16 protein-coding genes are annotated in these 19,392 nt (G+C 64.0%); 3 read left to right on the top strand and 13 right to left on the bottom strand.

The window, feature by feature from the left end:
• Window positions 1-213: 213 nt before the first annotated feature.
• On the bottom strand, window positions 214-2,229 hold the full coding sequence (locus GR138_RS02420) for a sensor histidine kinase (RefSeq protein ID WP_160857011.1): 2,016 nt from the start codon (window positions 2,227-2,229) through the stop codon (window positions 214-216).
• Window positions 2,222-3,613 (bottom strand): sigma-54-dependent transcriptional regulator, encoded by a 1,392-nt coding sequence (locus GR138_RS02425; protein ID WP_420853603.1) that lies wholly within the window; start codon window positions 3,611-3,613, stop codon window positions 2,222-2,224. Before GR138_RS02425 ends, GR138_RS02420 begins: the two co-directional genes overlap by 8 nt.
• Before the next feature lie 104 nt (window positions 3,614-3,717).
• On the opposite strand from GR138_RS02425, the gene GR138_RS02430 reads away from it, so the two are divergent.
• A complete protein-coding gene (locus GR138_RS02430) occupies window positions 3,718-4,134 on the top strand; it encodes a hypothetical protein (protein ID WP_160857013.1) in 417 nt (138 codons plus the stop codon).
• A complete protein-coding gene (locus GR138_RS02435) occupies window positions 4,131-4,334 on the top strand; it encodes a hypothetical protein (RefSeq protein WP_160857014.1) in 204 nt (67 codons plus the stop codon). The genes GR138_RS02430 and GR138_RS02435 overlap by 4 nt, the downstream gene beginning before the upstream one ends.
• A 62-nt stretch (window positions 4,335-4,396) precedes the next feature.
• On the opposite strand, the gene GR138_RS02440 is transcribed toward GR138_RS02435, so the two are convergent.
• The 4 genes from GR138_RS02440 to GR138_RS02455 are packed head-to-tail and all read right to left on the bottom strand — an operon-like array spanning window position 4,397 to window position 8,214.
• Entirely contained in the window at window positions 4,397-5,449 is a 1,053-nt protein-coding gene (locus GR138_RS02440) for a sulfate/molybdate ABC transporter ATP-binding protein (protein ID WP_160857015.1), read from the bottom strand.
• Window positions 5,450-5,469: 20 nt separating this feature from the next.
• Entirely contained in the window at window positions 5,470-6,336 is an 867-nt protein-coding gene (gene cysW / locus GR138_RS02445; RefSeq protein ID WP_160857016.1) for a sulfate ABC transporter permease subunit CysW, read from the bottom strand.
• The gene (gene cysT / locus GR138_RS02450; protein WP_202402470.1) at window positions 6,320-7,183 is read right to left on the bottom strand and encodes a sulfate ABC transporter permease subunit CysT; all 864 of its coding nucleotides are present in this window, start codon (window positions 7,181-7,183) and stop codon (window positions 6,320-6,322) included. The genes cysW and cysT overlap by 17 nt, the downstream gene beginning before the upstream one ends.
• Before the next feature lie 5 nt (window positions 7,184-7,188).
• On the bottom strand, window positions 7,189-8,214 hold the full coding sequence (locus GR138_RS02455; protein ID WP_160857017.1) for a sulfate ABC transporter substrate-binding protein: 1,026 nt from the start codon (window positions 8,212-8,214) through the stop codon (window positions 7,189-7,191).
• 295 nt (window positions 8,215-8,509) lie between these two features.
• Between GR138_RS02455 and GR138_RS02460 the strand changes: the two genes are divergently transcribed.
• Window positions 8,510-9,169, top strand: a complete 660-nt coding sequence (locus tag GR138_RS02460) for a glutathione S-transferase family protein (RefSeq protein ID WP_160857018.1) — start codon at window positions 8,510-8,512, stop codon at window positions 9,167-9,169.
• Here GR138_RS02460 and GR138_RS02465 read toward each other — a convergent pair.
• The 7 genes from GR138_RS02465 to GR138_RS02495 all read right to left on the bottom strand — a co-directional run bounded on the left by GR138_RS02465 (window position 9,166) and on the right by GR138_RS02495 (window position 19,368).
• A complete protein-coding gene (locus tag GR138_RS02465; protein ID WP_160857019.1) occupies window positions 9,166-9,519 on the bottom strand; it encodes a hypothetical protein in 354 nt (117 codons plus the stop codon). The two genes, GR138_RS02460 and GR138_RS02465, sit on opposite strands and share 4 nt — an antisense overlap.
• 36 nt (window positions 9,520-9,555) lie before the next feature.
• Window positions 9,556-11,706: a tetratricopeptide repeat protein gene (locus GR138_RS02470; RefSeq protein ID WP_160857020.1), complete on the bottom strand. Its 2,151-nt coding sequence runs from the start codon at window positions 11,704-11,706 to the stop codon at window positions 9,556-9,558.
• Window positions 11,707-11,865: 159 nt separating this feature from the next.
• Window positions 11,866-14,214, bottom strand: coding sequence for a cellulose biosynthesis cyclic di-GMP-binding regulatory protein BcsB (locus GR138_RS02475; RefSeq protein WP_160857021.1), 2,349 nt, complete (start codon window positions 14,212-14,214; stop codon window positions 11,866-11,868).
• Window positions 14,214-16,382, bottom strand: coding sequence for a UDP-forming cellulose synthase catalytic subunit (gene bcsA, locus GR138_RS02480; RefSeq protein WP_160857022.1), 2,169 nt, complete (start codon window positions 16,380-16,382; stop codon window positions 14,214-14,216). Before bcsA ends, GR138_RS02475 begins: the two co-directional genes overlap by 1 nt.
• Window positions 16,383-16,466: 84 nt before the next feature.
• Entirely contained in the window at window positions 16,467-17,429 is a 963-nt protein-coding gene (gene bcsN, locus GR138_RS02485; RefSeq protein WP_160857023.1) for a cellulose biosynthesis protein BcsN, read from the bottom strand.
• Between the two features lie 53 nt (window positions 17,430-17,482).
• On the bottom strand, window positions 17,483-18,262 hold the full coding sequence (locus tag GR138_RS02490; RefSeq protein ID WP_160857024.1) for a LytR/AlgR family response regulator transcription factor: 780 nt from the start codon (window positions 18,260-18,262) through the stop codon (window positions 17,483-17,485).
• Complete coding sequence (locus GR138_RS02495) at window positions 18,259-19,368, bottom strand: sensor histidine kinase (protein ID WP_160857025.1); 1,110 nt, start codon at window positions 19,366-19,368, stop codon at window positions 18,259-18,261. The genes GR138_RS02490 and GR138_RS02495 overlap by 4 nt, the downstream gene beginning before the upstream one ends.
• Window positions 19,369-19,392 lie beyond the last annotated feature (24 nt).

A 19,392-nucleotide genomic window follows, 5' to 3' on the forward strand; every position in this document is an offset into this window, starting at 1 on the left:
GACGCCAGGTCGCCGAACCTCCCGCCCGGGACACTGCAAGGCCCGTGCCAGAGAGGAGTTCTTTTGAAATCAAAGAATTGAAGGGAAGAGCGGAATCAAAATGGACAGTTTGTCCGGATGCCGCGGACAATTTGTCCGCCCACGTCTACCACCTTGCCGACGAGGAAACGCCCATAGATCGCGCGTTGGCCCGTCCGTCCCTACTACCCGCCCCTACGCTGCCTCGGGCAGCCAGACGGTGAAGGTTGCGCCCTCGCCCGGGCGGCTTGCCACCGAGATGGCGCCGCCCTGCCGCGTCACCAGCGTCTGGCTGATGGAGAGGCCGAGACCGGTGCCCTCCTGCCGCTTCGTCGTGAAGAACGGATCGAAGACCTTTGCCGTCCTCTCGGGATCCATGCCGATGCCCGTATCGCTGACGACGATCTCGACCCCGGCGCGCTCGTTGCGGTCGCTGTCCCGCGTCTCGATGCTCAGCCGGCCGCCATCCGGCATGGCATGGATGGCATTAACGATGAGGTTGACGACCACCTGCTGAAGCTCGGTGCGGTTCATCAGCACCAGCCGCCCGGCCGTGTTGTCCAGCCGCACCTCGATCGCCGCCCTTGTCAGCAGATGCTGCACGAGCGGCATGCAATCCGCAACCGCCATGCCCGGTGCGTGGCGATCGACGAAGCCGGCGAATTCCTCCGGCTTGGCGAACTGCAGGAGCTTGGTGACGATCTGGCTGATGCGCTGGATCTGCTCGTCGAGAAGCTGGAACTCGACTTTCGCCAACTCCGCCTTCTCGCCCACCACGGCGCGCACCACCTCCAGATTACCCTGCATGACGGCGATCGGATTGTTGATTTCGTGCGCCACGCCGGCCGTGATCTCGCCGATGGCCGCGAGCTTTTCCGACAGGATGAGCTGCTTGGTGGTGGCTTCGAGCTGGCGGTTGGCAAGCTGGAGTTCGCGGGTGCGTTCGTCGACGCGCGCGTTCAGTTCCTCGTTCCAGCGGCGCAGCTCAAGGTCGTTCTGTTCGAGCTGGTTCAAGAGGTCATCGAGGTGCACGGCGACGCGGCCGATCTCGTCCTGGCTGTCGACGGGTCCGGTGCGCGCGCCAAGATCGCCGCTCTCGACCCGTGCGATGGTGGCGTCGACCCGCTCCAGCGGCTCGAAGATGCCGCGCGCCCAGCGCAGGAAGATCGGCACGCTGGCGGCGGTGATCGCGAAGAAGGCAGCGACGATGGTGAGCACCGTCTGGTACTTTGCCGCCGTGAACGGCGCCTCCAGAAAGCCGACATAGAGCATGCCGACCCGCTTGCCGTGGCTGTCGCTGATCGGCTCATAGGCGGAAATGTACCAATCATTGACGACGAAGGCGCTGTCGAGCCACGTGCGCCCCTCGCCGAGCACGGCAGAGCGCACGGCGGCGGAGACGCGCGTGCCGAGCGCACGACGCCCCTCGAACAGGCGGACATTGGTGCTGATGCGCACATCGTCGAGGAACAGCGTCGCCGTGCCCTGACTGCCTTCCGGCAGGCTCGCCTCGCGATAGACGAGGTCGTTGATCGTGTCGATGAAGACGAGGTTCTGGTTGAGCAGGATGCCGCCGACCAGCACGGCCTTGCCGCCATCGCCGAGCGTGACGGCGCTGGCGCTCTGCACCACCATCCCGCGCCCCTCCTCCGTGCGCTCGGTCGGCACCGCGTTCGGCGTCTGCACAAGCGGCAATTTTGCGCGGGCGGCAAGGCCTGGAGACAGCGTTTCGAGGTCGGCATTGTCGAAAATGTCGATGCCCGTCGCCGGCTTGCCGGCGAGCGCATCGCGGATGACCGGCCAATCGGTGCGAAGCGTGCCGGCGGTCTCTTCCGTGACGGAGGCGACAAGCCGACCATCCGGCGCCATCACATAGAGGAAATCCAGCTCGAGCCGCGCCCGGGATTCTTCAAGCAGCGTCTTCAGCGCCGTGCCATCACCCGCGACATCGCGAAAGCGCGCCGAGGCGCCGAGTGCCGTGATGTGCTCGCCGGTATTGTCGAGGATATGGGCGAGGTACTGGTGCGCGATCGTCAGGTCGCCGTTGACCTTGGAAATCAGCGTCGCATCGAATTTTTCGTTCCAGCGATAGACCGTGACGCCGAGCAGCAGCGGCAGGATCACCAGCATGGGCAGGAGTGCGATGGCAAGCAGCCGGTAGCGCACCGAGCGCGCCGGCCGGATGGTGCCGACTGGCTTGCCGTCAGCCATCCCAGGCCGCCAGCTTGCGGTCGATCGTCTTGCGGGAAATGCCGAGCTGGCGCGCCGCCTCGTCACGCTGGCCGTTGCAGGCGGCGAGCACCGCGAGGATGTGGCGTCGCTCGACATCCGCCAGCGACCCGGTCTCCGCGCTCACGGGAATGGAGCCGCCCGGCCCAAAACCCTCCGGGAAGCGGCCGAGGATCAGCGTGCGCTCGATGAGATTGCGCAACTCCCGTACATTGCCGGGCCAGTCATAGGCGGAAAGCGCCTGCCGCGCCGCGGCATCGATCGGCACGGCGGGCATGGCAAGCTGCGCCGACAGCTTCTTCATGAACAGCGTCGCAAGCTCCACGGCGTCGCCATCCCGCTCTTTCAAAGGCGGGAGATGGATCTGCATGACATTGATGCGGAAGAACAGGTCGGCGCGGAACCGTCCCGCCTGCACCTCCTTCTCGAGCTCCGCATTGGTGGCGAAGATGAAGCGCAGATCGACCGGTACCTCGCGTTCCGAGCCGACCGGCCGCACCTTGCGGTCTTCCAGAACACGCAGCAGCTTGCTTTGTGTCGCCGGCGGCATTTCGCTGATTTCGTCGAGAAACAGCGTGCCACCCTGCGCATGCAGGAACAGGCCCTCGCGTGCCCGCTCGGCACCGGTGAAAGCGCCTTTCAAGTGGCCGAACAATTCGCTCTCGATCATATCCGGCGGGATCGCCCCGCAATTGACCGGCACGAAAGGTTTCGCCGAACGGTCGGACAGGGTGTGCAGCGAGCGGGCCGCCACTTCCTTGCCGGTGCCCGATTGGCCGGTCAGCAGAACGGATGTCGGCAGCGGCGCCACCCGGGCAATCGTGTCGCGCACACGGGCGATGGCGGCGGATTCACCGATCAGCCGGTCACGCAGCAGGATGTGGTCGGAGGTCGCCTTCAGCTCGTAGCGCAGCACGTAGTTTTCGCGCTGCAGGCGGATGCGATCAAGGCAGCGCGCCACGGCGTTGAGCAACTGGTTGGAACGGAACGGTTTGAGGACAAAATCGACCGCCCCCGCCCGGAGCGCCTGGATGGCGGTTTCGAGATCGGCATAGGCGGTCATCAGGATGGCATCGGCGAAGAAACCGATGGCACGCTGTTCGGCAAGCCATTCCACGCCGTTCTTGCGCGGCATGATGTTGTCGAGGATCACCACGTCGAAGTGATACTGATCGAGTTTGCGCGAGGCCTCGTCCGTATCGGCCGCCAGTTCCAGGCGTTTGCAGCGCGGCCCGAGCGTGCGCATGAGAAAGTTGCGCATGCCCGGTTCGTCATCGACGACGAGGATCGAGGCTTGCGCCAGCCATGGTCCGAACTCCGGATCGGCGGACGTATCGCGCAGAGCGCGCACGGCTTCAGTCGGCACCAGCTTCCTCCCAGGTAGCGCTTCGGGCATCTACCATAAAAAGGTGCCGCCACGAGCACAAGGCACCCGCGGCGGCAAGACTGGAGGAGGATTCAGGAGTGTAGATGAATACGCTCGCGGCGTTCTCGCATCGCCGCAAGTTCTTCTTCGATATGAACTTTCCGCGCATCGTCCATCGCCACGGCAATGGTCTGGCTGATGATGCGAACACTGTCATCCGACATGAACGGCGATGCGCCACGGCATTCCGCTGCATGAAGCTTGCAAAGCGCACTGGCCAGCAGCTGCGCATAGTCTTCCGGTTTGCGACCCATATTCCCCATTCCTTCTTGATTATAACCACAGAAAACCACAGAAGAATGCAAAAAGCCACACATTTCTCACATGCCCATGGAAAAAATTGGGGCATCGGGCACACCCGCCCCCATGCCGCAATGCTGGAAAACAAGCATGTCCAGAAACGGAGCAAGCCGCGCGCCGTCTATCGGTCATTTTGTGGCAAGGAGGTGACGCCCGCGTGAAAACCGTCAACACGCCGGAGAACAGCCGGCGACAGGACAAACCTGCCCTCATCGGCATGAGCATCAAGGAAGATCAGAAAGCGGGACTGTTTCGCGGCAATACAGTCGCCCGTCACACCCCGCCAGTCCGCATGGCAGCGGCGCACGGCGGGTGTTTTGCATTGGATGCGCTAAAGCGTGTTGTGGCCTTGCGACAATGAGTGCGAAAGACCAGGAACCCGAAGCGCGAGGAGCGCGCTTCGGGTTCCTGGTCCTTTGCGGATTACTCGGCAAACAGCTTCCAGCGGGTCGGCCGGAAACGAATCGTCGTCCCGGTCGCCGCCAGGGCGTCGAGCGGCACTTCGATCTCGACATGATGCGGCTCGCCGGGCTTGCCGATGTCGAGGTCGGCAATGCGCGTTCCGGCAAGGCGCCGGGAGGTCGCGACGCGGCCCTCAAGGGCGGGTGCTGCCGGATCACCGACGAGCGCCACATCCTGCGGGCGGAAGAAGAGCGTGCCGGTTCCCGATGCCATGTCGTTGGCGCGCGGCGCGACGCCGATGGGTTCGCCCTGAAAACGGACCGTATTGTCCGCCACGCTGACCGGCACATGGGCGCTGTCACCGATGAAGGAGAAGACGAAGGGCGAGTTCGGGCGATCGTAGACGTCGTCGGAGGAACCCACCTGCTCGATCGCGCCCTGGCTCATGACGACGACGCGGTCGGCAAGTTCGAGGGCTTCTTCCTGGTCATGCGTGACGAACACCGTTGTATGACCGGTGCGGTCGTGGAATTCGCGCAGCCAGCGGCGCAGTTCCTTCCGCACCTTGGCGTCGAGCGCGCCAAAGGGTTCGTCGAGCAGCAGTACCTTCGGCTCGATCGCCATGGCGCGTGCAAGTGCCACGCGCTGGCGCTGGCCGCCGGAAAGCTGGTTCGGGTAGCGCTTCTCGAGGCCCGAAAGCTGTACCATCTCCAGAAGATCCGCAACGCGGCGGCGGATTTCGGTTTTCGGCGGCCGCTGCCCGCGCGGACGCACCGTCAGGCCGAAGGCGATGTTGTCGGCGACCGTCATGTGGCGGAAGAGCGCGTAGTGCTGGAACACGAAGCCGACATGGCGTTCCTGCACGGTCCTGTGCGAGGCATCCTCGGCACCGAAGAAGATGCTGCCACGTGTCGGCGTTTCGAGACCGGCGATGAGGCGGAGCAGCGTCGTCTTGCCGGAGCCGGAGGGGCCGAGCAGCGCGATCAGCTCACCCGAACGAATGTCGAGCGAGACATCGTTCAGCGCCGGGTAGCGGTCGAATTCCTTGCGGATGTTTTTAACACTGACGTCCATTGCGGGCGTTGCCTTTCAAATCAATGCTTACGACCGGCAGCGATTTCCGCGCCGTAGTGAAGTTCAAGCGCCGTCTTGACGACGAGCGTCACGAGGGCCAGCGCGGCGAGCAGCGACGCCACTGCGAAAGCGGCGACGAAATTGTACTCGTTGTAGAGGATCTCCACATGCAGCGGCATCGTGTTGGTGAGGCCCCGGATGTGGCCGGAGACCACCGAGACCGCCCCGAATTCGCCCATGGCGCGCGCATTGCAGAGCAAGACGCCGTAGAGCAGCCCCCATTTGATGTTGGGCAGCGTCACGTACCAGAAGGTCTGCCAGCCGGAAGCCCCGAGCGACAGCGCCGCCTCCTCGTCGCCGGTGCCCTGTTCCTGCATCAGCGGGATCAGCTCGCGCGCGACGAAGGGAAAGGTGACGAAGATGGTGGCGAGCACGATGCCCGGCACCGCAAACAGGATCTCGATGCCGTAGCTTTTCAGCCAGGGCCCCAGAACGCTGCCCGCGCCGAACAGCAGCACATAGACCAGACCCGAAATGACCGGCGAAACCGAGAATGGCAGGTCGATCAGCGTCGTCAGGAACGCCTTGCCCTTGAATTCGAACTTGGCGATGGCCCAGGCCGCCGCCACGCCGAAGACGAGGTTGAGCGGCACGGCGATGACCGCCACCAGCAGCGTCAGGCGAATGGCGGCGAGCGTATCGGGATCGCCGAAGGCGGCGAAAAACTCGCCGCTCCCCTTGCGGAAAGCCTCGATGAAGACGGCGGCGAGCGGCAGCAGCAGGAAGAGCGCCAGAAACAGGAAGGCCGTCGTCATCAGCGCATACCGGGCGAGCGGTGCTTCCGTCGTCGGCGAGCGCAGGCGGCGGGGACTATGCGCCATAACCATACCTCCTGCGGCTCCAGGCCTGGATGAGATTGATGACGAGCAGCATGACGAAGGACAGCGCCAGCATGATCGTCGCAATCGCCGTTGCAGCGCCGTAGTTGAACTCCTCAAGCCGGATAACGATGAGGAGCGGCGCGATCTCGGAGACGTAGGGAATGTTGCCGGCGATGAAGATGACCGAGCCGTATTCGCCGACACCACGGGCGAAGGCGAGCGCAAAGCCCGTCAGGATCGCCGGCGCGAGGCCCGGAAGCAGCACGCGGCGTATCGTCTGGAAACGGTTGGCGCCAAGCGTTGCCGCCGCCTCCTCGACCTCGCTGTCGATCTCTTCCATGATGGGCTGGACCGTGCGCACCACGAAGGGCAGGCCGATGAAGACCAGCGCGATGACGATGCCGGTCGGGTTGAAGGCCGCCTTGATGCCGAAGACGTTCAGCACCTGGCCGACCCAACCGTTCGGTGCGTAGAGCGCGGCAAGCGCGATGCCCGCCACCGCCGTCGGCAGCGCGAAGGGCAGGTCCACCACCGCATCGATGATGCGCCGGCCGGGGAACTCATAGCGCACGATGACCCAGGCCACGATGACGCCGAACACGACATTGACCAGCGCGGCGATGAAGGCCGTGCCGAAGGAGACCTCGAGCGCCTTTATCGTGCGCTCGTCGGCCAGGATTGCGAAAAACTCCTCCCCGGACAGGGAGGCGGACCGCCAGACGAGGCCGGCGAGCGGGATGAGGATGATGAGGGTCAGATAAGCGAGCGAAAAGCCGAGCGTCAGTCCGAAACCCGGAATGACACTCGGCTGTCTCAGTCGCCACCGCACCGAAGCAGCAGCAGATGTCGTCAAAGCTCTCAGTTCCCCGGCTTGTAGATCTGGTCGAAGACGCCGCCGTCACCGAAATGCTCGGGCTGTGCCTTCACCCAGCCGCCGAAGATCGGATCGTCGATCGTCACCAGCTTAATGTCGGGCAGCTGTTGCAGCAACTCGGGCTTCACCAATTCGCGCTTCGACGGACGGTAAAAATGTTTTGCCGCGATGTTCTGGCCTTCCTCGGAATAGAGGTAGGCAAGGTAGGCTTCCGCCTGCTTGCGGCTGCCCTTGGCATCGACATTGCCGTCGACGACAGCGACCGGCGGTTCGGCCAGGATCGAGATCGGCGGAGCGATGATGTCGAAGGAATCCGCACCAAACTCGGCGCCGGCCAGATAGGCTTCGTTTTCCCAGGCGAGCAGGACGTCACCGATCTGGCGCTGCGCGAAGGTGGTCAGAGAGCCGCGTGCGCCCGTGTCGAGAACCGGCGCGCGTTTGTAGAGCTCGGCGATGTACGCCTTGATCTTGTCCTGGTCGCCGCCGAATTCCTCGTTCGCCCAGGCCCAGGCAGCAAGGTAGTTCCAGCGCGCGCCACCCGAGGTCTTCGGGTTCGGCGTGACGATCTGCACGTCACCCTTCACCAGGTCGCCCCAGTTGTGGATGCCCTTGGGGTTGCCCTTGCGCACCAGGAACACGATGGTCGAGGTATAGGGCGAGGAATTGTTCGGCAGCTTGCCGCGCCAGTCCTTGGCGATCTTGCCGCTCTTTTCAACGATGGCGTTGATGTCGCTTTCGAGCGCCAGCGTCACGACATCGGCCTCAAGGCCGTCGATGACCGCGCGGGCCTGCTTGCCCGAGCCACCGTGCGACTGCTGCACCGTGACGTCTTCGCCCGTCTCGGCCTTCCAATGTTTCGCAAAGGCTTCGTTATAGTCCTTGTAGAGTTCGCGCGTCGGGTCATACGACACGTTGAGCAGCGTCGTTTCCGCGAACGCCGTCGTGACGCTGCCGAGCGCAAGCCCGACCCCAAGAAGCAAAGCCCCTACCCGTTTTACCAAAATCGACATCTCCAACCTCCTGGATGCTTATCCCGTCTAATACTCTATTGAATTAGTAGAGTTAGTCAACAATACCCGGGAAGTTTGCAAAACAGGTTCTCTTTCGACGCGAAACCGGCAAAACGCGCATCGCAAACACCCGCCGCATGGAACGGATATTGGGAGGAAACGCGCCCACGGGAGTATATTCGTTCCGGGAGAGGTACGAAATCGGCGCGCGCACGGCGCTGCCTCCGCGGGAATAACCAATTGCAAATTGCAATCAGTTTCACGATAATGGACCAACCAGATGGAGGAGAACATCATGAAGCCCGTTCTTTATGCGCACCCATTTTCGAGCTACTGCCAGAAAGTGCTGACGGCGCTTTATGAAAACGGCACCGAATTCGAGTACCGCATGCTCGACCACAATGATCCCGATACGCTCGCGGACTTCGAGACACGCTGGCCGATCAAGCGTTTTCCGATCCTCGTCGACGGTGACCGCACGCTCATGGAGGCAACCGTCCTCATTGAATATCTCGGGCTCTATTATCCCGGCCCGGTCAAACTCATCCCGGACGATCCGAAAGCGGCAATCGAGGTGCGCATGCTCGACCGCTTCTTCGACAACTATGTTTCGACGCCGCAGCAGCGGATCGTCTTCAATTCGATCCGGCCGGAGACGGACCGCGACCCCTATGGCGACACCGAGGCGCGCGAGATGCTGGCACGCGCCTATGCCTGGCTCGACCATCACATGGAAAGCCGCCTCTGGGCCTGCGGCGATGCCTTTACGCTGGCCGATTGCGCCGCCGCCCCCTTCCTCTTCTACGCGGATTGGACGCACGCCATCGACCCGGCCTTCACGCATGTGCATGCCTATCGCAGGCGCCTGCTGGCACGGCCGTCCTTTGCCCGCGCGGTAGACGAAGCACGGCCCTATCGAAAGTACTTTCCGCTGGGCGCACCCGACCGGGATTAACCCGCCGGGCAGTGCCGGCGCTCGGCCGTCGTTGCCGCACGCTCGATCCCGGTCACGGTGAGCGACGGGGCGCTTTGTCCGCCACGTTCGAAGCGGCCGGTCAGCACCAGACGACCGAAATAGAGCGCGTCCGTCTCCCGGATGCGCTGCTGGTCCGCCTCTGAAAGCCGGCTTGTGTCAGGATAGATGCCTTTGAACGCCTGCCCGGTCGCCAGATTGCGCACGGTCGAGGACGGGCATGGCGCCTTGAAGCACCGAAGCCCATTGTCGCAGACGATGTACCGCCCCTCCGCCGCGGCAAGTGGTGACGCGAGCAGGAGTAAGAGAGCGACGGCAGGTTTCAGCGGCATGCGGCATCCTCCGAAGGGATTGCGGCCAAACAGCGGTTACTTGCGGCCGTCCCGCTCGTTGCGCATTTCGGCAAGTGCGCGAACCGCATCCCGCTGGCCGGTCTCGCCAAGCGCCTCGAACAGGCGAAGCGCATCGACACGCATGCCGAGGTTCTTGTAGGCATAACCACGCATCACCATGAGGTCGGTCGGCTCGGCACGCAGCTGTGCCCGCTGGTCAAGGTACACCAGCGCTTCGCGAAAACGGCCGGCGCGGAAGCTGCTGACCGCACGATCGGACAGGATGGCGAGCTGCAATTCGGCGCCACGGCTGCGATCAAGCTTGGCCTTGGTGGCGGCGACCGCCGCATCGCTGGTCAGCCCGGCGCGCAGGTAAGCAAGACTCTGGCCGTAGGCGGCATCGCTGCGTGTGCGCCCCCCGCCCGACAGCGCCGCTTCGAAAGCCTGCGCCGCCTCCAGCGGCCGATTGATCTCCATCAGGCACCAGCCGAGCGACAAGGCACCTGCCGGCGGCAGACCGCGCGGGTCGCGCGTGCTGCGGCAGTCCATCGAACCGCCGGCCCGCCGTGTCGTGCGTGCCGCGCGCTGTGGCCGTGCCGAAACTTCCTCGACCACTTCGCGAACGGGAAGGCGGCGTTGCGTGCGGACAAGGCGCTGCTCACGCTCGCGCAGGGCGGGCGCCGCGTCATCGGTCGTATCGCGTTCACCCAGCCGGGCGATGCGCTCCGAACGTCCGGCCCACGCCTGCTTGACCGCAGCGAGACCGGCCTCGTCCTCAAGCCGCAGCCGTGCGACACCGAGGCCATAGGCAGCAGGTTCGTAATCCGCCTTCCATTTCAGCACGAGCGCGAACCATTCCTCGGCCGTCTTCGGCTGATCCATGGCGAGCGCATACCAGCCGAACTGCTCGCCGGTCTCCGGGTGCTTTTTCTCGAGCGTAACCTGCGCGATGCGGTTCAGCACATTGCCTTCGATCTTCTTTGGCGGATCGAGCGCGAGAAGGTTGGTGGTGGCGGCAAGATAGGTCTGCATCGCCTGGTCGGAGCTGGTGCGCCAAGCATACATCACGTCCTCGGCCTCGGCCGGCATCTTGCGGGCGAGCAGGATCAGCGCCAGGCCCTGCGAGGCCGAGGCGGAATCCTCGACGGCACGCGCCTTGCGGAAGAACGGCTCCGCCAGTGCATTCTGGTCACGGCGCAAATGATACCAGCCGAGCAGCAGCGCGTCGGACGCAAGCCCCTCGTCCGCCACCAGCTTTTCGACGATTTTCAGATAGGCCGGCGCCACGGTGAGCGTGGCGTCCTCGTCTCCGTCGCCGACGAAGCGGCGGGCAAGGTCGGCGCGGATGGGATCGAACTCCTTGACGCCGTCAGCGCCGGCCCGTTCAAGGGCAAGCAGCTCCTGCATGTCGGCATAATTGAGCAAGGTCGATGCCTTCTGCACGCTTGCAAGCCGGATCGGCCCATCTGTGCAGTTGGCGAGCATATAACCATAGGCATCCTTGGCGCGCTGGACACGCTCGGTCTTCACGAAAGCCTCGGCCACGCGCCAGAGCACATCCGCATCCGAACAGGTCAGCAGGCTCGGGGTTTCCGCGCCGAGCCGCACGACGTCCTCGCTGCGGCCGGCATTCGAGGCCGCCACAAGCTCAGCGCGCTTTTCCGCCACGGCAAGGCGGTCGACAAGGTCGGCCGGCGGCGTCCATTGCGGGTCTTCCTGCTGGCGCTTGGTGATGGCGGCACGCACATCCGCATAACGCGATTGGCTGTAGAGCGCCCACATGGCCTCAAGCTGCTTGTCCTCGTTCACCGGCACGGCAAGCGGGTTTTCCGGCGGCGTCCAGGTCGGATAGAGCGTGCGCAACCGGGCGATCTCGGCGTTGAGCCGGGCCGTGTCGCCCCGCGCCGCGAAGTAGCGCAGCGCGCTTTCGTCGACGACGGGCTTGTTCTGCGTGACCTCGACCGCCGGTGTCGTCTGCGCCTGCCCGGCACCGGCCTGGGCAAGCTCGACGCGCGGCCGCTTTGCCGACAGGGGCTGCGCATCGTCCCCACCAGGGACAGCGCCGTGCGTATCCGGCCCGAGACGCGGCAGGCCCTTCACCAGATCTTCAGGCACGCCGAAGGACACGCCTGCGACGCTGGCCGCGCCGGCGGAGACGAGGACGAGCGCCATGAGGATCGACTTCATCCCGAATTTCCTTCGGTACATCACTCACATCCGACTCCGGCTTGGACCGCGACGACACCATGCGTCAGGAACGCAGAGACATGTCGCCACGTCCCCCAAGAAGAGCCAACCAGACCTGATAAAAGCGCGATAGGGTTAACGGCCGGTAAACGGGTCGGGTCAGGATTCCCGTCCGAAGCGGCGCAAAAGCCCCGATGTGGCGATTCCGAGGAGGATCGACAGCACACAGAACACCGCGGCATAGGCGAGAATGTTGGAAGAGAGCCAGTTTGCAGCGACAAGCCGCATATTGGCGAAGGTCCAGGGCTGCGTGGCGACGAATCGGGTGCGGCTTACCGCGCGCGTGTCGAGTGCTTCGGTGTTCCTGCTGTCCAGGCTGACATAGCCGTCGAGCTGCTGCCAGCGCGGATCCTGCGCCACGGCGGTCATGCCACCTTCAAGATCGGTGCCTGTCGGTGCGGAAAGCACCGTCCAGGTCGCCGTACGCTCGGGGCTGTCGCCCTGTGCAATGAAGAAGCGCGCCGTATCGGGGGGCTCGATCGGGGCCTCATCGCCCGGCAGCAGGCGCAGCGACGAAATTGAAATATCGAGCGTATCCTGCAACCAGGTCTCCAGCGCGGAAATCTGGCCGTTCCACGAGCCCTCGCGCACCCTCGATTGCCACGAATCGAACGTCTCCCGCGTCGCTTCCTTGCGCCCCTCCCCCGCGACCTGCGCCCCCCAGGAGGAGGCGCTTTCGGCAGCGATATGCGTCTGGCCAAGCACCAGCGGCGGAAGCTGGGAAATGGTACCGATCAGGATGGCATTGCGTTCGCCGATCGCCAGCGCCGACGCTTCCGGCCGAATCTGAAGCGCGCGCCCGCTCGAAACCGCAAGCTTGCCAAGGAAGGTGGCCCCCGTCGAAAGCGTCGCGGTGTCGAGGCGATCCAGATAGAGCGCGATCGGATCGACCTGGCCATTATAGGGGAAGCCGGTTCCCGAAAGAGCGGAAAGGTTCGGCAGCTGCCCGATGCGGGCAAAGCGCGGCGTCCGGAATTCGGATGTGTCGAAAAGCGCAAACCGCGGCTCCTCCAGCGCGCTGGCGCCGGGCGCACAGACCCTGTCCGCCTGGGTCATAAGAACCGCTTCGATATCGATGCGGTTCGGCCCGGGCCGGAAATGCCGCATGGTCACGCGGATCGGCAGATGGCGAAAGATGCCGCCATTCCGGTTGGTGATCGGCACCGTCGAGGCGATGTTGCCGTTGACATAGATATCGACGTGGCTGCCGGGCAGCACTTCGGGCGAATAGGCCGCGTCGAGCAGCAGCGTCGCCTCGCCATAGGCGTCGGCGTAGAAATCCGATGGAATGCCGAGGTCGAAGCCGGTGCGGAAGCGGCGGCCGCTGAATTCGCTGGTGCGCGCGCCGAAGGAGGCAAGCGTACGCGTGGTGGCACCGGTCAGCAGCGGCATCTCGCTGGCATTGCGCTGGCGCACGCTCAAGGCTTCGCGCGTGACGCCCAGCGGGCGGTCGATCGGCGAGACCATGCCCTCCACCGCCCCTTCGATCGACGGCCAGTCCGGGCCGCTGACGACGAAGACCTTGCGATCGCCGGCCGGCGCATCCACGAAGGTGGCGACGGCCGATGTCCGCGCCGTGGCAGGCAGGGCCGGCAGCAGCGGCGCGAGATCGCCGGCAGTGCCGACCAGCACCGTCAGTTCGCCGGCGGCCGCCGTCGCCGGCAGCGCCTCGGCCACGGCGAAGGTCTGGTTCGGCATCTTCGCCATCAGCGCAAGGCCCTGGCTGAGACGCATCAACGCATTGGTGCTGGCAGGCTGGCCCATTTCCGGCACGACCATGACAAATTTGGTCTGGCCGGTCGGGCCGAGACCGATGGCCGCTATGTCGTCCGTCGTCAGCAACCGGCCGCTCGTATCCGCCGGCACCGTGAGATAGGTGCGCGCGGGATCGAGCGCCGTCCACAGGTCATAGGTGGAACGGATCGTGCAGTCGGTGCGGTGACGGTGGATGGCGTTGAAACTCACCCGGTTGACGCCCGGCCGCAGCAGGCCCGGCGGAAGGTCGAAGCGGATATCCTTCGTGCCCTCCGCCGATTGCACCGGCATCTCCCCCACCATGACGTCGTTGACGACGACGGTGAGCCTCGAAGATTCCGGCGCGACCACGACGGCGTTGGAATAGCCGAGGCTGATCGACGTGGCGCCACCCGCCTGTTGCGGGGTCAGAAAGACAGGGAAGGAATGGCCGGCGGTTTCACCTTCCAGCAGCAGCGATTTCGCCGGGATGATGTAGCGACGGGTGCCAAGATCGGTTGCGACCGCCTTCTTTTCCGGCACCTTCACATCCTTGACCGTTGCACCGCCGCCGCTTTGCTCCGGCGTCTTTTCAACAGTCGGGCCGCGCTCCCCCGACATGTCGAAGGGTGTTGCTCCCTCCTGCGCGAAGGCAACCGAGGCAGCCAGCGAAACGGCGAGGCCGACCAATGCGGCTTTTGCGCGTACGGACATCACGCCGCCTCCCCCTTGCGCCCGCCTCGCATGCTGCGCACAAGATAAAGCAGCCCGCGGCTGGTCTGGTAGACCGCAATGCCGAGAAACCACAGCGAGCCGCGGAAGAGACCAGGATTGTAGCGTCGCGACACCTGGAAATCGCTCCACTGATTGGAGTTCGCAAAGATCAGGTCGGCAACGAGCGAATGGTGCCGCGCGGCCTGCGGCATGAAACGGCAGCCGACGGCGACGACGCTGCCGAGATTTTCGACATTGCGCACATCGACGGGCAGTGTCTCCTCCTGCTCCGAGCCATAGGGCATGAAGCGGAGGAAACAGTTTTCGCCGACGGCAATATCGGGCTCCAGCCCGAAGACCTGCACGCGAGCGCCATTGGCCGAGACATTCTCCAATGTCGAAGGATATTCGCGCTCGCCGATGATGAAGGTGCAGCGGCGCTTGACCGTCACACGCCGGCTGGATGCCCTCTCGCTCCGCTCCGAGACCACGCCGAGCGCACAGCCGGCGATGATCAGATTCAGCAGGTTCCAGCCGCCGACGACGAAGGTCACGTCCGCCTTGTAGGGCTCAGAATAGAAGCGATAGATGCTCATCAGGAACGCGATGAACAGGATGCCGAAAATCACGAAGAACGGCCGGCTGATCTCCGAAAGCCGCGACACCTTGATCGACTCGTCCTTCGCCGTAACCTTGAAGGTCGGCTTGGTCGGATTGAGCATGACCGAAACGACGGCTGGCAACAGGTGCACGCTCTGCACATATTCGTAGAGCTCGGAAATCCACGGCCAGCGGAACGAGCCGTAGAGATAGTTCTGCATCATCAGGTTCACGAGCATGTAGGCGAGCGTATAGCCGAGGAACTCGCCACCCGAGGCCGTGAAGATTTCCAGATCAAAGAACAGGTAGAAGAGCGGCGCAAACAGGAAGATCGTGCGCGGGAACGGAAACAGCCAGAACAGCATCGACGACATGTAGCAGAGCCGCTGCGGCAGCGAGAGCCCGCGCTTGAACAGCGGGAAGCGGAAGCGCAGGATCTGCATCATGCCCTGCGCCCAGCGGCTGCGCTGGCCGATGAAGCTGGCAAAGGTCGCCGGCTGCAGGCCGGCAATCAGCGGTTTGTCGACATAGACGCTGTTCCAGCCGCGTGAATGCAGCGCCAGCGCCGTCTCGCAGTCCTCGGTGATCGAAAGACCGCTAAAGCCGCCGGCCTCGTTCAGTGCACGGCGGCTGAGCAGCGCGGCCGAGCCGCAGAAAAAGGCGGCATTCCACTTGTCGAGGCCGCGCTGGATGATGCCGTAGAACATCTCGTTCTCGCTCGGCATCGTCTCGAACGTGCGCAGATTGCGCTCGAGCGGATCCGGGTTCAGGAAGAAGTGCGGCGTCTGGACGAGGAACAGCTTGGGATCGTCGGCAAAATAGCCGACCGTTTCACGCAGGAAGTCCCGCGCCGGGGCATGGTCCGCATCGAACACCGCGATCAACTCGCCGGTCGAATGCTGCATGCCGTTGTTCATATTGCCGGCCTTGGCATGTTCGTTGCGGGCACGGGTGAGGTAGTTGACGTCGAGGTCGCGGCACAGCGCCTGAAGCTCCCGGTGGCGGGCGGTCGCCGTCTGCGCCTCGATCACCGCGGCTGCATTGCGCTTCTGCTCCGTGCCGCCGTCATCGAGCAGCCAGATCGTGAGTTTGTCGGCCGGATAATCCATCGCCTTGGCCGCAGCGAGCGTATTGGCGAGAAGGGCCGTATCCTCGTTGTAGCTCGGCACGAAGACATCGACAGAAGGAAGCGGCCCGCCGCCTGCCGCCCGGCTCTTGCGTGGCGGCAACGGCATGGCGACAACGAAGAGGCTGAGCGCCAGCATCATCACGCTGTACATTTCAGCGAGGTAGAGCAGAAAACCGGGGATGAAGTTTTCCAGCTGGTTCAACGGCGGCAGCGTGCTGGTCGTGCGCCAATAGACGTAGCGCAGCACGACGGCCGTGCCGAAGGCCAGCGCAATCAGCCGCCAGATGCCCTCAGCGCGCAGCACCTTGATCACCGCCATGAAGGTAACGACAGCAATGCTGGCGATGAGCTGCGTCTGCAGATTGATCGGCAGGGTGATCACGAGGATCACGAGGGCGGAGACAAGCGCCCACAGAATTATCGTACCGGTATGTCTCATATGCCGTCCTTCGCCGTCATAGCGCCTGTCCGGAACCTTACGCACCATTATGTTAAGCAAAAATTAGGGTGCGCGCCTGATAAATCAATTACAGGTTGCCGAACCCGACGCATCCGCAACACAAACGGGCGATGGCACGACCACCGCTTCATCTCCTGCGGTCGTTCCACTCCCCGATGGCGAGGGAACGAGCACCGCCTTGTCCGTATCGATCACATCCGCTGCCCGCGCGGGCTTTTCTTCCGGCAACCGCCGTTCCCGGACGACGCGCTGCGGCGTTTCCCGGCGCACGATAACCGGAACCTTGCGGTCCTCGACCGTAACCCGCAGCGGCTCCCCGCCACCGATCTGGCTGTCGACGGATGCCGGCGTGGCGTAGGGGTTCCACGTCTTGCCGGCAAAGCCGCCGACGATGGTGTAGCCATACATCAGTTCGACCAGGTCTTTCTCCGACGCGCCCGACTGGCAGACCCTCAGACGAATCTGGATCGTCCCGGAATTGTTCATCCGGTTGCGTTCCGCCTCATCCGAGCGGACCTGCTGCCAGCCGTACAGGCAGCCGTCGTCACCCGTCCCGCGGCCATAGGCATAGCCGAACGGCCCATAGCTGTTGCGCACGAAATTGGACGAGATCGCAACCGGACGGCCTGCGAAATACTGTCGGATTTCCGCCCGGATCGCCGAATGCAGCACCGGCTTGAAGGCCAGCGTACCGCCCGGCATCGCCACCGTCTCAGCCGGACCGAAGGCCTGTATGCTCAGGAAATTCTGCCCGGACGTCGCCGCCGAGGTGGAAAGCACGACCTGTTGCTCGATCCCGTTGGTGTATTGGCGCTGGATCACGCTGACGATCGACAGCGTCCCCGGCGCGGGAAGCACCAGCGCGCTGGTGGCCGGAACGGTCGTGGACTGTGTCGCAACACCGACACCCGGCCGCGCTGCACAGCCGCCAACCAGCGCCACCGCCGCGACCGCAGCGCCAAGGGTCGCCCTACGGAACGCCCTGCCGTCACGATCAAAAAAACGAATCGCCGCCGAATCATCCATGCAGCACTCATATTTCGCGTTGACGCGAATAGGAATGCCCAGAAGTAACGAGGCTATGGCACCACCAGCTTCATGCAAGACAGATAACTGCGGCCGATGCGCACCTCGCTGCCATCCTGAAGCTCCACAGCCCAAGCACCGTGCCGCCCCCGGCGAAACCCCTTGATCGCTGCGACACGTAGGATCGTGCTGCGATGCACGCGCACGAACTGCTCGGCCGGCAGACGCCCTTCAAGCGATGCCAGCGTCTCGTCGAGCAGGTAGGTCTCACCCTCCGCATAGATCCGGGCGTAATCCCGCTCCGCGTCGATGCGCGTCACGCCGGCGGCAGCCACACGCACCAACTTGCCTCGTGACCGCACCCAGAACGGCGGCAGGCCATTCTGCTCCTGCCGCACCGCCTGGCGGAGCGCCTCGAACGCCGTCGTCATCTCCGTCAGACGCTCGGCGGCATTGCGCGTTTCAACGCGCTGCCGGACACGTGCAAGCGCCGCGGCAAGGCGCACCTCCTCCACCGGCTTCGTCAGATAATCGACCGCATCGGCGGAGAATGCGGGCAGCGCGTAGTGACCAAAAGCGGTGACGAAGACGACAGCGGGGGGATTGTCCCTGAGTGCATCGACAACATCGAAACCATCGCCACCGGGCATCTGGACATCGAGAAGCAGGAGATCGGGCGCATGGCTGCGTGCTGTATCGATCGCCGCAGTGACGTCCCCTGCCTCCGCGACCACACGCACGCCACCGATCGACGCCAGCAGGCGCGAAAGACGCCGACGCGCGATCGGTTCATCATCGACGACGATCGCCGTCAGATCCGCAATGTCGGTCATGAACGCACCAATGGCAGGGTCAACGAGACAGCGAAGCGGCCGGGCCGGACATAGCCGCTTGAAAGCATCGCCCCTTCCGGAAAATGGGTCGCCATGCGGTCGGCAACATTCCTGAGCCCGATGCCCATGCCGGGCGGCATCGTGCCTGCCATGTCCATGGGCACGTCATTCTCGACCGTCAGGGCAAGGGCTCCGTCCTTCACCTCGGCGCGCAGCGCGATCTCCACGGCACCACGTGTCGCACCGACACCATACTTCACCGCATTCTCGAAGATCGGCTGAAGGATGAGCGGCGGCACACGAACATCCTGCGCCGCATCCTCCACGGAGAACACGACGTTCATGCGGTCGGAAAAGCGCGTGCTTTCCACCGCCAGATAATCCGATTGCAAGGCAAGTTCCTCGCGCAGCGGAATGTCCTCGGTCGGATCAAGCGACAATGTCTTGCGCAGAAAGCCGGAAAGCTGGAGCACCATCGCCCGCGCATTGGTATTGGCGCCCTCCTCGATAAGCCCGGCCATTGAATTCAGGGTATTGAACAGGAAATGCGGATTGACCTGGTAGGCAAGCGCACGCATCTGCGCCGACAGGGCCTCCTCCCGCAGCGCCGCCATGCGGCGTTCCCCGTCGGCAAGTGCGAAACTGTAGCTGAGCGCGAGATAGAGGCAGCACCAGCCGAAGAACAAGGACATGCCGAAAATCAGCCCGAAGGCGAACTCACGCGTGTCGAAATATGCCGGCTCCGGATAGACGCACACGACGTAGATGAAGAAATCGACGACCGCCGAAACCGGCGCGGCAAGCAGGGAAAGGCCGAACGCGGCCGCAGCCTGCTGCCACAAGGGACGGGTGAGCGTTCGCTTCAACAGCCAGGTCATGCCGATCGTGAGCAAAAGCGCGAACGCAATCGAGGCGAGCTTGCCCGGCGCCGATTCGACCGGATCGGTTCCGGCAATACCCCACAACACGCTGGTCGACACGAAGACGGCGGCCCAATAGGCCGCAGCAAGCTTGCGGATGGCTGCCCGTTGCTCGCCCCGCCCCCAATCGCGTGCCTTGTCGTCTCGCGCTGCCAAACCGAAGCCGGCCTCGGTCAGACTGGCCATATCTTACCCCACAATCCTTGACAC

It is taken from the genome of Shinella kummerowiae (assembly GCF_009827055.1).
GTDB lineage: Bacteria > Pseudomonadota > Alphaproteobacteria > Rhizobiales > Rhizobiaceae > Shinella > Shinella kummerowiae.